The organism is Mesorhizobium sp. M2D.F.Ca.ET.226.01.1.1 (assembly GCF_004022705.2).
In the GTDB taxonomy this organism is placed as follows: domain Bacteria; phylum Pseudomonadota; class Alphaproteobacteria; order Rhizobiales; family Rhizobiaceae; genus Mesorhizobium.
This window is the reverse complement of the sequence record NZ_RZOY02000001.1, coordinates 1-12,747: the sequence shown is the minus strand read 5'-3', so window position 1 is coordinate 12,747 and position 12,747 is coordinate 1. Positions and strand designations below refer to the sequence as shown.

12 protein-coding genes are annotated in these 12,747 nt (G+C 63.8%); 5 read left to right on the top strand and 7 right to left on the bottom strand.

The window, feature by feature from the left end:
- Window positions 1-69: 69 nt before the first annotated feature.
- A complete protein-coding gene (locus EN869_RS00060; RefSeq protein WP_127229602.1) occupies window positions 70-1,110 on the bottom strand; it encodes an ABC transporter substrate-binding protein in 1,041 nt (346 codons plus the stop codon).
- Between the two features lie 230 nt (window positions 1,111-1,340).
- On the opposite strand from EN869_RS00060, the gene EN869_RS00055 reads away from it, so the two are divergent.
- Complete coding sequence (locus EN869_RS00055) at window positions 1,341-2,042, top strand: GntR family transcriptional regulator (protein WP_167498744.1); 702 nt, start codon at window positions 1,341-1,343, stop codon at window positions 2,040-2,042.
- 10 nt (window positions 2,043-2,052) lie between these two features.
- Here the strand turns inward: EN869_RS00055 and EN869_RS00050 are convergent, their stop codons facing one another.
- The 6 genes from EN869_RS00050 to EN869_RS00025 form a co-directional block, all read right to left on the bottom strand.
- Complete coding sequence (locus EN869_RS00050; RefSeq protein ID WP_127229604.1) at window positions 2,053-3,138, bottom strand: ABC transporter ATP-binding protein; 1,086 nt, start codon at window positions 3,136-3,138, stop codon at window positions 2,053-2,055.
- Window positions 3,128-3,736, bottom strand: coding sequence for a cupin domain-containing protein (locus tag EN869_RS00045; RefSeq protein ID WP_127229605.1), 609 nt, complete (start codon window positions 3,734-3,736; stop codon window positions 3,128-3,130). The genes EN869_RS00050 and EN869_RS00045 overlap by 11 nt, the downstream gene beginning before the upstream one ends.
- A gap of 214 nt (window positions 3,737-3,950) precedes the next feature.
- Window positions 3,951-5,021 carry an ABC transporter substrate-binding protein gene (locus tag EN869_RS00040; protein WP_127229606.1) on the bottom strand — a complete coding sequence of 357 codons (1,071 nt, stop codon included), beginning with the start codon at window positions 5,019-5,021 and terminating at the stop codon, window positions 3,951-3,953.
- Between the two features lie 27 nt (window positions 5,022-5,048).
- Entirely contained in the window at window positions 5,049-5,867 is an 819-nt protein-coding gene (locus EN869_RS00035) for an ABC transporter permease (protein ID WP_127229607.1), read from the bottom strand.
- The gene (locus EN869_RS00030; RefSeq protein WP_127229608.1) at window positions 5,864-6,754 is read right to left on the bottom strand and encodes an ABC transporter permease; all 891 of its coding nucleotides are present in this window, start codon (window positions 6,752-6,754) and stop codon (window positions 5,864-5,866) included. The genes EN869_RS00035 and EN869_RS00030 overlap by 4 nt, the downstream gene beginning before the upstream one ends.
- A gap of 94 nt (window positions 6,755-6,848) precedes the next feature.
- Window positions 6,849-8,132 (bottom strand): FAD-dependent oxidoreductase, encoded by a 1,284-nt coding sequence (locus EN869_RS00025; protein ID WP_127229609.1) that lies wholly within the window; start codon window positions 8,130-8,132, stop codon window positions 6,849-6,851.
- A gap of 196 nt (window positions 8,133-8,328) precedes the next feature.
- Here EN869_RS00025 and EN869_RS00020 point away from each other — a divergent pair, with 196 nt between their 5' ends.
- The 4 genes from EN869_RS00020 (at window position 8,329) to EN869_RS00005 (ending at window position 12,598) form a co-directional block, all read left to right on the top strand.
- Window positions 8,329-9,486 carry a fumarylacetoacetate hydrolase family protein gene (locus tag EN869_RS00020; RefSeq protein WP_127230898.1) on the top strand — a complete coding sequence of 386 codons (1,158 nt, stop codon included), beginning with the start codon at window positions 8,329-8,331 and terminating at the stop codon, window positions 9,484-9,486.
- A gap of 266 nt (window positions 9,487-9,752) precedes the next feature.
- The gene (locus EN869_RS00015) at window positions 9,753-10,685 is read left to right on the top strand and encodes a substrate-binding domain-containing protein (RefSeq protein WP_127230897.1); all 933 of its coding nucleotides are present in this window, start codon (window positions 9,753-9,755) and stop codon (window positions 10,683-10,685) included.
- Window positions 10,686-10,812: 127 nt separating this feature from the next.
- Window positions 10,813-11,799 carry an ABC transporter permease gene (locus EN869_RS00010; protein ID WP_127230896.1) on the top strand — a complete coding sequence of 329 codons (987 nt, stop codon included), beginning with the start codon at window positions 10,813-10,815 and terminating at the stop codon, window positions 11,797-11,799.
- 4 nt (window positions 11,800-11,803) lie between these two features.
- Window positions 11,804-12,598 (top strand): ATP-binding cassette domain-containing protein, encoded by a 795-nt coding sequence (locus tag EN869_RS00005; RefSeq protein WP_127230895.1) that lies wholly within the window; start codon window positions 11,804-11,806, stop codon window positions 12,596-12,598.
- Window positions 12,599-12,747: the final 149 nt, after the last annotated feature.

The window sequence follows — 12,747 nt, the reverse complement described above, 5'->3', positions numbered from 1 at the left end:
TTCAACTCCGGATCATTTTTGCGAAACGATGCGGAGCGGCGCCGCGAGAACGCCGCTCCAGTACGATCGTCATTGCTGGATCAGGTTGTTGAATTTCTCCGTCGCCTCGACGAGGGTGTCGCGCCAGAAGGCGGGATCCTGCAGCACCTGCTTCTTGACGTTCTCGGGCGCGGAATTGATGTCCTTGATGCGCTCGGGCGGGATCTTGCCGGTCTCGAACGCCTTCTCGTTGGCCGGGCCGTTGTCGACATAGAGCGGCAGGTTTGCCTGGAGATCGGGGCTGACGAATTTGGCCAGCGCCTTCATGGCGATGTCCTTGTTCTTCGAGCCCTTCGGTATGACCATGCAGTCGGCGGTGAGCACGCCCTGATCGAAGGAGAAGCTGACCGGGGCACCGCTCTTCTTCAGCGTGCCGGCGCGGCCGTTCCAGATGCTCGCCATGTCGACCTCGCCATCCTTGACGAGCTGCATGGCCTGCGCGCCGGAGGTCCACCAGGCATCGATATGGCCCTTGACCTTGTCGACGGACTGCAGCGCGCCGTCGATATCGACCGGATAGACCTTGTCGATCGGAATGCCCTTGGCCAAAGCCGCGACGCTCAGCGTTTCCGTCGCCTGGCTGCCGGAGAGCGCGCGGCGGCCGGGGAATTTTTGCACATCCCAGAAATCAGCCCAGGTCTTCGGCCCTTTGTCGCCGAAAACATCGGTGCGGTAGATAAGCACCACCGAGGTGTAGGAGATGCCGACCCAGTCGTCATGCACGAGCTTGGGGTTGATGCCGCTCTTGTCGATGACGTTGTAGTCGAGTTTCTCGAACAAGCCTTCCTTGGAACCGCGAGCGCATTCGTCGGCGCCAAGCTCGGTGATGTCCCATTTGACGGCATTGCCGGTGACTTGCAGGCGCACGTCGTCGAGGCCGTTGGTAGTGTCCTGCTTGATGGTGATGCCGAGATCCTTGGCCGTCGGATCGAAGAAGGCCTTAGTCTCCGCTTCCTGATAGGTGCCACCCCATGAGGCGACGGTGATTGTGTCGGCAGCCGACGCCGGAACGGCGACGGAAGCCAGCAGGCCGGCGGCGACCAGGCCGTGAATGCAAAGTCTCTTCGTCATTTTCGCTTCTCCAACCGGTGTTCCCATTATCGTTGATTTGGTATGCGAATTTGTATACAATTTTGAGTGTAATTCTTGGTAAGCCGATGTCAACATGGGCTTTGGGATTTTTTGGCGGTGGAGAACCAGGGCGGTTCGAAGCGGCCCCGCGCCGCGACATGGGTCTGTTCAAGCAGGCGCCAAAAGGCACTAGACTGCGATTCTATGACTGACCGTTGGAGGCGGGACGATTGAGCAAGGAGAAAAAGAACACGCTGCGCGACTCGGTGTTCGAGGCGCTGAAGGCGTTGATCATCACCGGCCAGATCCCGCCGGGCGGCCGCGTGACCGAAAACGAGATCGCCGAGCGCCTCAAGGTCAGCCGCACGCCGGTGCGCGAGGCTTTCAACCGGCTGGAGCGCGACGGCCTGGTGATCGGCCGGCCGCGCCAGGGTTATGTCGTGGCTGAATTCAACATCACCATGTTTCGCGAGGCATTCGAAATCCGCGAAATGCTTGACGGGCGTGCGACCGAGTTGGCGGCAGCCAACGCGACCGCAGCCGACAAGGCGAAACTGCACGAGATGCTCGCCGAGTGCGAGCGGTTGGCGGCGATCCCGGACCGCAGCACGCGAGAAAAATTCGAGGAGCTGCAAGTCGGCATCGACCTGCACCGGGTGATCGCCGAAATTGGCGGCAACGAGATGCTTTACGGCATGCTCTGCGGCATCCTAGACAAATGCCAGCAATATGTCTGGGCGGAGCTTCTGTGGCTGGGCGAATGGAAGCTCACCCGCGAGGAGCACGCCGGCATCGTCGAGGCGATCTGCGCCGGCGACGTCGCTCTGGCCGGCGAGCGCGCTCGCGCGCATGTGCGCGCCTCACGCGAAAACATCCTGCGGCTGCTGCAGGCCAAGTCCGACTATCAGGGATTCTTCGCCAAAGCGTCGTGAGCCGGCGCTCTCAGTTCGAGAGCACAGGGCAATTGGCGCCGCGCCGCAGGCTGACATGCGCCACGTCGCCGACGCTGAATTGAGAACCGTCGGCGCGACGCGGGGCATCGATGACGATCGATGTCCCCTGCTCCAGCTCGGCATGAAGGCGCAGCGTGCGGCCGTGGAAGACGACGCCGCTGACCCGCGCCGGCACGGTTCCTTCCGCGGCTTCGCTGGCGGCGAGAAGATCTTCCGGGCGCACGCCGATGGTGCGGGTATCGCCGGCTGCCGGCATCTCGCCACTGTCGGAGGTGGCCTCCAGCGGCAGCTCGCCGGCGGCGAAGCGCAGGCGCTCGCCGTCGCGGCCGACAAAGCGTGATTGCAGAAGGTTCATCGTGCCGATGAAGGAAGCGACGAAGCGCGTCGCGGGGCGGTCGTAGAGCGTGGCCGGCGCGGCGGTCTGCTCAATGCGGCCCTTGTTCATGACGACGATGCGGTCGGAGATCGACAGCGCCTCGGTCTGGTCGTGCGTGACCATGACGAAGGTTGTTCCGAGCCGCGATTGCAGCCGCTTCAGCTCGACCTGCATCTGCTCGCGCAGGTGCGCGTCGAGCGCCGACAGCGGCTCGTCGAGCAGAAGCACGCGCGGCTCGCAGACGATGGCGCGGGCCAAAGCGACGCGCTGGCGCTGGCCGCCGGAAAGCTCCGAGACGCGGGCGCGCAGCTTGTCGGCCAGACCAACCATGTCGAGCGCATCGCGGACGCGTTTGGTCTGCTCGGCGCCGGACATTTTGCGCAGCGACAGGCCGAAGCCGACATTGGCCGCGACATCCATATGCGGGAACAGCGCATAGTCCTGGAAGACGGTGTTGACCGGACGGTCGAAGGGCCTCAAGCCGGTAATGTCGCGGCCTTCGAGCAGGACATTGCCGCCGGTCGGGCTTTCGAAGCCGGCAATGACCCGCAGGCTGGTCGTCTTGCCGCAGCCGGAAGGGCCAAGGAGGGTCAGGAACTCGCCGGAAGCAATGTCGAGATCGACGGTATCAAGGCCAACAATGCCACCCGGAAAAACCTTTGAAACCTTCTGCAGTCTTACGAGCGCGTCAGGCGCCATCGCGCACCTCGGACGGTTTTGTCGTGTTGACCCAGAGGATCTGGCAGCGCTCGGCGCCGGGGTTGCGGAAGGCATGCAGCAGCGTGCTCTTGAAGGCAAAGCTGTCACCGGCTTTCAACACATAGGTCGTGGCGTCGACCACCAGCTCGACCTCGCCGGTCATGACGAAGCCGAATTCGTGGCCGGCATGGGCGTAGGCCTCCGCCGTGCCGCCGCCGGCCTCGACCGTGACCAGCATGCCGGTGAGCGTGGCGGCGGGCGGCGACAGCAGAGCCTTGGCGATGCCTTCGGATTTGACCGGGATCTGCCGCCGCTTGTCGGCGCGCACGCAATAGAGATCGTTGACCGCCTCGTTGCCGTCGGCGATCAGCGCCGACGGTTCGATGTCGAGTGCGGCCGCCAGCGGCCAGATCACCTTGACGCGCAGCGATGACATGCCGCGCTCGATCTGGCTCAGCGCGCCGATGGAGATGCCGGCCTTGGCGGCTAGGTCGGCCAGCGAGAGGTTACGCTCGAGCCTAAGCGCCCGCACGCGCCGGCCGACGCGGATGTCGGCATCGTCCTTCGGTTTTGTTGCCGCTTCGTCGAAAGCATCCATGCAATGGTCCTCGTTCAGTCTCTTCATTGGCGCGGCGCAGCGCCGCCAGGCTCCCCCTTCTCTCCTTGTGGGAGAAGGTGTCGCCGAAGGCGACGGATGAGGGGTGTTCCAGGGAATGCTAACGTCTCATTCCTTCCAACACCCCTCATCCGTCTCGGCGCTGCGCGTCGATCCACCTTCTCCCACAAGGGGAGAAGGGGAGTCCGCGCCCCACTCACCCTCCGGCTTTCACTTTCTCGAACATCTTCGCCACATCGTCATTCTGCTTCATCGGGCCGGTGAAGATGGTGGTCTTCAGCATCACGTCCGGATCCGCCGGCAGCTGCAGCTTCTCTAGTTCGTCCTTCGAGACGCCAGCGAAGGCGGTCGAGAGTGAGCTGCCATAGCCGTAGGACTGGATGAGGAACTTGCCGGAATCCGCATCGAGCCGGCTGTTGATAAAGTCATAGGCGAGATCGACGTTCTTGGCGTCCTTGAGCATGACGAAGCCGCAGGACCAGGTCAGCATGCCCTCCTTCGGCTTCATGAACTCGACCGGCACGCCCTGCTTCTTGAGCGAGGTGGCCGACGCGTTCCAGGTCATGGCGGCGACCAGCTGGCCGCTCGCCAGCGCCTGCTCCACCGAGGTCATGTCGGTGGTGTAGCTCGACATAAGCGGCCGCTGCTCGCGCAGTTTTTCGGCCACCTTGTCCATCTGCTCCGGCGTCATGTCGAAGGGGTTCACGCCGGCGAGCAGCGCCGCGACGATCGGCGTGTCGTGCACGGCGTCGATGGTCGCCATGCGGCCAGCATATTGCTTGTCCCACAGAAGCTTCCAGCTCGCCTCGGGGTTCTTCACCAGATCGGTGCGGTAGAGGATCGAGGTGTTGCCCCAGTCCCACGGCACCATCCACACCTTGCCGTCGCCTGCCTGGATGTCGGGCAGGTTCTTGAACACCGGGAAGATCGAATCCCAGTTCTTGATGCGCTTGGTGTCGATCGGCTGCAGCAGACCTTCCTTGTTCCAGCGCGCCACCTTGTCGTAGCAGGGATGCGCGATGTCGGGCCGGAAGCCGGCCTTGACCTTGGTGAAGGCATCGTCGTCGTCGCCGAAGATCGTCGCCTCGACGCCGTCGGGATGCGCGGTGAGGAAGCTCTTGTTGAAGTCGGGCAATTCATAGCCCGACCAGGTGAAATATTGCAGCTTGTCGGCGGCAAAAGCGACTGTCGACGACAACGCCATGGCGAGGGCTGCAAGACCCGCCAGGGCCTTGCGGCCGGTTATCGATTTCAGGTGCATAGTCATTTTCGTTCTCCTCTTCTTTGTTGTGCTTCAGGCTGGATTGTGGCGCGCGGCGCCGAGGCCGCGATGGCGCAGGATTTCGGCGGTGCCGGCGATGATGAAAGAGATAGTGAGGATCACCGTTCCCAGCGCCATCACGGTCGGCAGCGAGCGCGGGAAGCGCAGCTGGCTCCAGATGTAGAGCGGCAGCGTCGGCTCGGTGCCGGCGAGGAAGAAGACGACGATGAACTCGTCGAAGGAAATCAGGAAAGAGAGCATGAAGGCCGACAGCACGGCCGGCGCGCTCAGCGGCAGCATGACACGCCGGAATGTCGTCCAGTCGGAAGCGCCGAGATCGAGCGCGGCCTCGCGGATCGTCTTCGGAATGGCGGCGAAGCGGCTGCGCATCACCACCACCGTCGTCGGCAACGCGACAAGCATATGGCCGAGAACGATCGAGATGCGCGACGGGCCGAGGCCGATGAGGTTGACCAGGATCAGCAGCGAAATGCCGACGATGACGCCGGGGATCAGGATCGGCAGCCGGGCGATGGCGCTGATCGTGGCGGCGAGCGGCGAGCGGCCGTAGAGGTCCATATAGGAGATGGTGATGCCGCAGAGCGTCGCCCCTAAGGCGGCGATGACGCCGATGATCAGACTGTTGGCCAATGCGCCGGAGAGCGCCGGATTGCCGTAGAGCGTGCGGTACCAGTCCAGCGTAAAACCCTGCAGCGGAAACGCCGCCTGGATGGAGTTGTTGAAGGAAAACAGCGGGATCAAAAGCACCGGCAGATAGAGGAAGACGAGATAGCCGAGCACATAGAGGCCGAGCCAGCCGCCGCCTGCATTGGTGTCGGTCCGCGCGCTCATATGCGGCTGCCAAACCGGCGGTCGGCGCCGCGCCCGAGAAGCACCACGCACAGGATGACCAGCATGACGCAGACCGAAAGTGCGGCGCCGAACGGCCAGTCATTGGCCTTGCCGAACTGCGACTGGATCAACGTGCCGATCATGGTGCTGGCCGGACCACCGACCATGGCCGGCGTGACATAGTCGCCGACCGTCGGCACGAAGACGACGAGCGCGGCGGCCAGCACGCCCGGCATGGAATTCGGCAGCACGACGCGGCGGAACGAGGTGAAAGGCCGCGCGCCGAGATCGGACGCGGCTTCGAGCAGCGATTTCGGGATCGTGTCCAGCGCCACATAGATCGGCAGGATGGCGAAAGGTGCGTAAGCGTGGGCGAGCGTCACCACCACCGCGGCCGGCGTGTTGAGGAAGGCAAGCGTCGGCTCCTTCCAAAGGCCGCTTTCGATGAAGGCCGAGTTGAGCACGCCATTATAGGCAAGCACGATCTTCCAGGCGAAGACGCGCAAGAGGTAGCTGGTCCAGAACGGCAGCGTGACCAGGAAAAGCAAAAGGTTCCGGCGGCGGCCGGCATGGAAGGCGAGGTAGTAGGCGACCGGATAGGCGGTAACGACGGTCGCGAGCGTCACCAGGCCGGCAATGACCAGCGAGCGCAGCGTCACTGTCCAGTAAAGCGGATCGGTGGCGACGGTGAGAAAATTCTCCGCCGTCAGGCCGACGCCGAGCAGCGAGCCGTCATTGCCCCTGAAGGCGAGGAAGACCACAAGGCCGAGCGCGAACAGGATGAGGAAGAAGGTGACCAGCCCGCCCGGCAGCAGCATGGCGAAGCGGAACACCGGCGAGATGCGGTTTTCCGGCAAGGGCCTTGTTGCAACGATGGTCGAAGACATCGAACTGCCCATCGGAATTCTGAAATTCCCTAATGCTTTTTCATATTCATGAAACTGTCAAGCTGAATCGCTTGTGCACCGCACGCGTTCGGCGTCAGCGCTCGAACGCGTCGAGCATGCGGTACCAGGTGATTGCCGCGGCAACACCGACCTGGCGGAAAGCGTGGAACGGAATCGGCCGGATCGGCGACAGCGGGAACGGCAATTGCCTGGCATCGCCGCTCGCGAGGTAGTTCGCCATGCGCTTGCCCAGCGCGCTCATCAGGCCGACGCCCCTGCCCTGGCAGCCGACAACGGCGAGCAGGCCCTTTTCCGGTTCGTGCAGATGCGGGAGATGATCCGGCGTTAGCGCCACGCGGCCGAACCAGCGCTTTTCGATGGCGATGCCGGCAAGGGCCGGATAGAGGCGGATGAGCGCGCGCTCGCAATGCGCCCAGTCGGCGGCGCTCGAAGGTAGCGCCATGCGCCCGCGGCCGCCCAGCACCATGCGGCCATCGGGGCTTTTGCGGTAGTAGACGAGGATGCGGCGGGAATCGGAAACGGCTTGCCCGCCGGGCAGGATGCTGGCGGCAAGGTCCGCTGGCAGCGGCGCGGTCGCGATCTGGAAGGAATGCAGCGGCACGATCGTTTGCGCGAGACCAGGCAGCAGGCCATCCGTATAGGCATTGGTGGCGAGCACGACCGACTTCGCTCGCAATTCGATGCCGCTCTGCGTCGAAACCCTCCAGAAGCCGGGCTCCTTGACGAGCTTCACCACCCGTTGCTGCTCGGCTATCCTCGCACCCGCGGCCGCCGCCACGCGGGCCAGTTCGAGCGTATAGGACAGCGGATCGATGACGCCGGCGCGGCGGTCGAGCCAGCCGCCGAGATAACCCCTGGCGCCGGTCATCGCCGCGATCCCGGCCCCGTCGAGCAGCTCGACGTCGGCGCCGCGCGAGCGCCATTGGCGATCACGGTTGGCCGCCGCCTTCAGCGCGGTTTCGGTGTGCGCGGCCTGGATCCAGCCATTGCGCGTGAACGGCACGGCCAGTTTCTCGTCGCGGATCACATCGAACACCGCGTCGGCCGTCGAGGCGGCGAACGCGACCAGGGCTTCGCCGCGTTCCTTGCCGAAATGCCTGAGCAGCCAGTCCGGATCATATTTGAGGCCGGGAATGACCTGGCCGCCATTGAGGCCGGACGCCCCCTGCCCGATAGCGCCGGCGTCCAGCACCTGGACCGACAGACCGACGCGCGCCGCATGCAAAGCCGTCGACAGCCCCATGATGCCGCCGCCGACAACGATCGTGTCCAACGTGCCGCCGGATGACAGCTCGGACCGGAACGCCGGCGCCGCTTGGGGTTTTTGCCAGACCGGATCGGAGAAGGCTGCGGGCAAAGATTACCTCGGCGCTGGAGCTGCGTGAAAATTCTATTGGCGATTTCATGAATTTGAAAGAGCGTTTCGATGGGCCAGATCGCCGTGGCTGTGAGCTAGCAAGCCAATTGGCCCCATAGACTGCACCAGCAACGGGATAGACGTTTGGGCAAAATGCGGGGAAAGTGCCGCCCTGCAAAATCGAGAGGACAGTGCCATGACCGACCCGACCCGCCTGCCCGCCGACGGACTTTTCGTCGGCCGCGCGAGGACCAGCGAAGCCGCCCATCCGCTGGTGGTGACGGTGCGGAACGGCGAGGTGATCGACGTCACCTCGAGCGCGGCGCCGACGGTGCGCGATCTTTGCGAGTTGAAAGATCCGGCCGACTACCTGCGTTCGGCCAAGGGCAAGGCGATCGGCGCGCTCGCCGACATCGCGGCGAACAGTTTTGAGGCCAAACGAGACGCCAAGAAGCCGATCCTGCTTTCGCCTGTCGACCTACAGGCGGTGAAGGCTTCGGGCGTCACCTTCGTCGTCAGCCTGCTCGAGCGCGTCATTGAGGAGCAGGCGCGCGGCTCGGCGGAAAAGGCCGACGCCATCCGCGCCGACATTGCCGGACTCATCGGTCACGATTTGTCGAAGCTCAAGCCAGGCTCGCCGGAAGCGATGGAAATCAAGGCCAAGCTGATTTCGCGCGGCGCCTGGTCGCAATATCTGGAAGTGGGCATCGGCCCGGATGCCGAAATCTTCACCAAAAGCCAGCCGATGGCCTCGGTGGGCTTCGGCGCCGATGTTGGGCTTCATCCCGTCTCCACCTGGAACAACCCGGAGCCGGAGATCGCCATGATCGCCGACAGCTCGGGGCGCATCGTCGGCGCCACGCTCGGCAACGATGTCAATCTGCGCGATGTGGAGGGACGCTCGGCGCTGCTTCTCGGCAAGGCCAAGGACAACAATGCATCCGCCTCGCTCGGGCCGTTCATCCGCCTGTTCGACGAGACCTTCTCGATTGCCGACGTGAAGCGCGCCACGGTGCGGCTCAGTGTCGAGGGCGAGGACGGCTTCTCGCTGGAAGGCGCGAGCTCGATGGCGGAAATCAGCCGCTCGCCGGAAGAGCTGGTCAAGGCGGCAATGGGACCGCACCACCAGTATCCCGACGGGCTGGCGCTCTATCTCGGCACCATGTTCGTGCCCTCGAAGGATCGCGGCGAGAAGGGCAAGGGCTTCACCCACAAGGTCGGCGACATCGTCACCATTTCGTCGGAAAAGCTCGGCGCACTCACCAACCGCGTGCGCCTGTCGCCGGACTGTCCGCATTGGACCTACGGCGCCAGCCACCTCATGCGCGACCTGGCCAAGGCAGATTTGATCTAGCGGCGGGAGATGCTTGTGCTCATCGCCGCGGGGTGACGGAGCGCAACGCTGGCGGTTGCCCGCAAATAATCACCGCAGCTGATGCAATCTGATGGGATTGCTGATGGCGTGCGCGCCTCGCCCAACATCCATTGGCGATGGAGGCTTGCCATCGCCCGAAAAAGGGAATGCTCTGGACGTTCCGGTCGGCGCTGGCAGGAGATGCGGTCCCTGGCGATTGCATTGCGCTTGATGCGGAGGAGAGTTTCAACATGGGAGGAAATCGAATGCTTTCGCGGCTAAGACTGCTCGTGCTTGGCTTGATCGCGCTCATCGCCATTCCGGCGATGGCTGAGGCCAAGACATTCTACTGGATTTCGCATGGCGGCCCGGCCGACCCGGTCTGGACCTATTTCCTGGCCGGCGCCAAGCAATGGGCAAGCGACACCGGCAACAAGGTGAACACGTCCTTCCACAATGGCGACGTTGCCTCGCAGCAGGAGGCGATCCGCGCCGCCATCTCGGCCAAGGCCGACGGCATCGTGACCACCAGCCCCGATCCGGGCAGCCTGATCGAGCTGGCCAAGGAGGCGCGCGCGGCCAACATCCCGATCATCAACTTCAACACGCCCGACCCGAAAGCCAACTTCAACGCCTATGTCGGCGGCGACAACGTCACCTTCGGCAAGCACTGGGCGCAGTATCTGGTCGACAAGGGGCTGGTGAAGAAGGGCGATTTCGTCTGGATGCCGGTCGAGGTCCCCGGCGCCACCTATGGCGTGCAGGAAGAGGAAGGCATCAAGAGCGTGTTCGGGCCGGCCGGCATCACCTACGAGATCACCGAAGCCACGCTCGACCAGGCCGAGGTGATCAGCCGCATGGCCGACTACCTCACCGCGCACAAGGGCAAGGTGAAGGCGATCATCGGCCTGGGCGACCTCGTCACCGGATCGATCAAGCGCGTGTTCGACCAAGTCGGCGTCAAGCCGGGCGAAATCCCGGTCGTCGGGTGGGGCAACTCGCTCGACACCACGCAGGAAGTGCTGAACGGCTATGTCAATGCCGCGCAGTGGCAGGACCCGCAGGCGACCAGCTATGTGGCGCTTTCGCTGGCCAACATGGCCGCCAGCGGCATTCCTCCGGGCTTCAACGTCATCACCGGCGCGCTGTACGAGAAGGACACCGCCGGCGTCTACGACAAGATCCTGTCCGGCAAATAAGTCCCCGCGCGATTGACCAGCGCCGTGCTTTCCACCTGAAGCGCGGCGCTGGATGCTACCGCCGCCGGAGCCCGCTGCCATACGCGGTGCGTAATCCGGCCAGTTTCAATCATGTCGCGGGTATTTCGTGGAAAATCGTTCCTTCATCCAGCGCCTGATCGGCAGGTCGGAATTCGGCCCCCTCGTCCTGCTCTTCGTCGAGCTGGTCGTGTTCTGGGCCATCAATCCCGACTTCCTGTCGCCGCAGAACATCTCCAACATCCTGGCCTTCACCGTCGAGCTCGGCCTGATCGCGCTGGCCATGACGCTGCTGATGACATCGGGCGAATTCGACCTCTCAGTCGGCTCGCTGTTCGGCTTCTCGCCGGTGCTGATGTGGACGCTCTTCAACAGTGGCGTTACCTCGCTCGAAGTGGGTCTGCTGATCGCGCTGGTGGTGGCGGCCCTGATCGGCCTGGTCAATGGCTGGTTCGTCACCCAGCTCAAAATCCCGTCCTTCCTGGTCACGCTCGGGATGCTGCTCGTCGTACGCGGCACGGCGCTGTTCGTCACCGACGGTTTTCCGCAGCGGACCTGGAGCGCCGAAGGCAGCTGGCTGGCGAACATCCTGGTCGGCGATTTCTATGTCGGGCCGTTCCGCATCTATGCCTCGCTGTTCTGGTTCATAGGTGCTGCGATCGTGCTCGGCTATGTGCTGACACAGAGCCGCACCGGCAACTGGATCCAGGCCGCCGGCGGCAATCCCAATGCGGCACGGGCGCGCGGCGTCAACGTCAACCGCGTCAAGGTCGGCCTGTTCATCCTGTCGGCGTTGATGGCCTCGCTGGCCGGCGTGATCTCGTCGCTGCGCACGTCCGCGGCCAACCCGAACAGCGGCACAGGCTACGAGCTCGAGGTCATCGCCATGGTGGTGATCGGCGGCACGGCGCTGACCGGCGGGCGCGGCACTATCATCGGCACCGTGCTCGGCATCCTGATCCTGCGCGTCATGCGCAACGGCATCGTGCTGATCGGCGTGCCGGGGCTTGCCTACAACATCTTCATCGGCGCTATCATCCTCGGCATGATGGCGCTGCATTCATGGCTCGAACGCCGGCATCAGGCAGGAACGTGAACCCATGGCCGAACCGCTGATCCGCATGGAAAATATCCGCAAGTCCTACGGGCGCGTGCAGGCGCTGGTGGATGCCAATTTCCACGTCAACGAAAAGGAGATCGTCGGCCTGCTCGGCGACAACGGCGCCGGCAAGTCTACATTGATCAAGGTGCTGTCGGGCGCCGTGCCGCTGACCAGCGGCGATATCTTCGTGCGCGGCAAGAAGGTCAATTTCCGCAGCACCAGCGATGCAATCGCTGAGGGCATCGAGACGATCTACCAGGACTCGGCGCTGGTCACGCAGCTGTCGATCGCGCGCAACCTGTTCCTCGGGCGCGAGCCGATCAAGGCGCCGCGCTTCCTGAACCGCATGGACCAGGAGGCGATGAATTCGGCGGCGCGCGATCTTCTGCGGCAAGTCGGGATCACCAAGAACATCCCTCCGACGACGCCGATCGGCTCGCTGTCGGGCGGCGAGCGGCAAGCGGTGGCGATCGCGCGCGCCATGCATTTCGACAGCGACCTCATCATCCTCGACGAGCCGACCAACAATCTGGGCGTCGCCGAGACGCAAGGGGTGCTGAGCTTCGTGCGCAGCGCCCGCGACTCCGGCCATTCCTGCATCTTCATCGCCCACAACATCCACCACGTCTTCCAGGTGGTCGACCGCATCGTCGTCATGCGCCGGGGCAAGGTGGTGGCCGACGACATCGATCCGAAGAAGACGACCGTCGCCGAGGTCGAGCGCGTCATCACCGGCATGTCGGACAAGGAAATCCGCGACGCCATCGCCGACGGTCCAAAGCAGCATGGTTGATTTCGGCTGACTTTGATCTGGCCTAGCTGTGAGCTTTCGGGAGGTTGTCCATTCGGACCGGACCGAGGAGACTGGAGTTACCACGCTTCAGCATCCATCGGAGGATCCGAATGAACATCCATAAGAATGCCCGTCTCACACCGCTGCGT

Excerpts from the sequence above, each read along its gene's own strand:
- EN869_RS00060 (WP_127229602.1), bottom strand. The coding sequence starts at position 1,110 with ATGACGAAGAGACTTTGCATTCACGGCCTGGTCGCCGCCGGCCTGCTG.
- EN869_RS00045 (WP_127229605.1), bottom strand. The coding sequence starts at position 3,736 with ATGGATGCTTTCGACGAAGCGGCAACAAAACCGAAGGACGATGCCGAC.
- EN869_RS00035 (WP_127229607.1), bottom strand. The coding sequence starts at position 5,867 with ATGAGCGCGCGGACCGACACCAATGCAGGCGGCGGCTGGCTCGGCCTC.
- EN869_RS00040 (WP_127229606.1), bottom strand. The coding sequence starts at position 5,021 with ATGACTATGCACCTGAAATCGATAACCGGCCGCAAGGCCCTGGCGGGT.
- EN869_RS00030 (WP_127229608.1), bottom strand. The coding sequence starts at position 6,754 with ATGTCTTCGACCATCGTTGCAACAAGGCCCTTGCCGGAAAACCGCATC.
- EN869_RS00020 (WP_127230898.1), top strand. The coding sequence starts at position 8,329 with ATGACCGACCCGACCCGCCTGCCCGCCGACGGACTTTTCGTCGGCCGC.
- EN869_RS00015 (WP_127230897.1), top strand. The coding sequence starts at position 9,753 with ATGCTTTCGCGGCTAAGACTGCTCGTGCTTGGCTTGATCGCGCTCATC.
- EN869_RS00050 (WP_127229604.1), bottom strand. The coding sequence starts at position 3,138 with ATGGCGCCTGACGCGCTCGTAAGACTGCAGAAGGTTTCAAAGGTTTTT.
- EN869_RS00005 (WP_127230895.1), top strand. The coding sequence starts at position 11,804 with ATGGCCGAACCGCTGATCCGCATGGAAAATATCCGCAAGTCCTACGGG.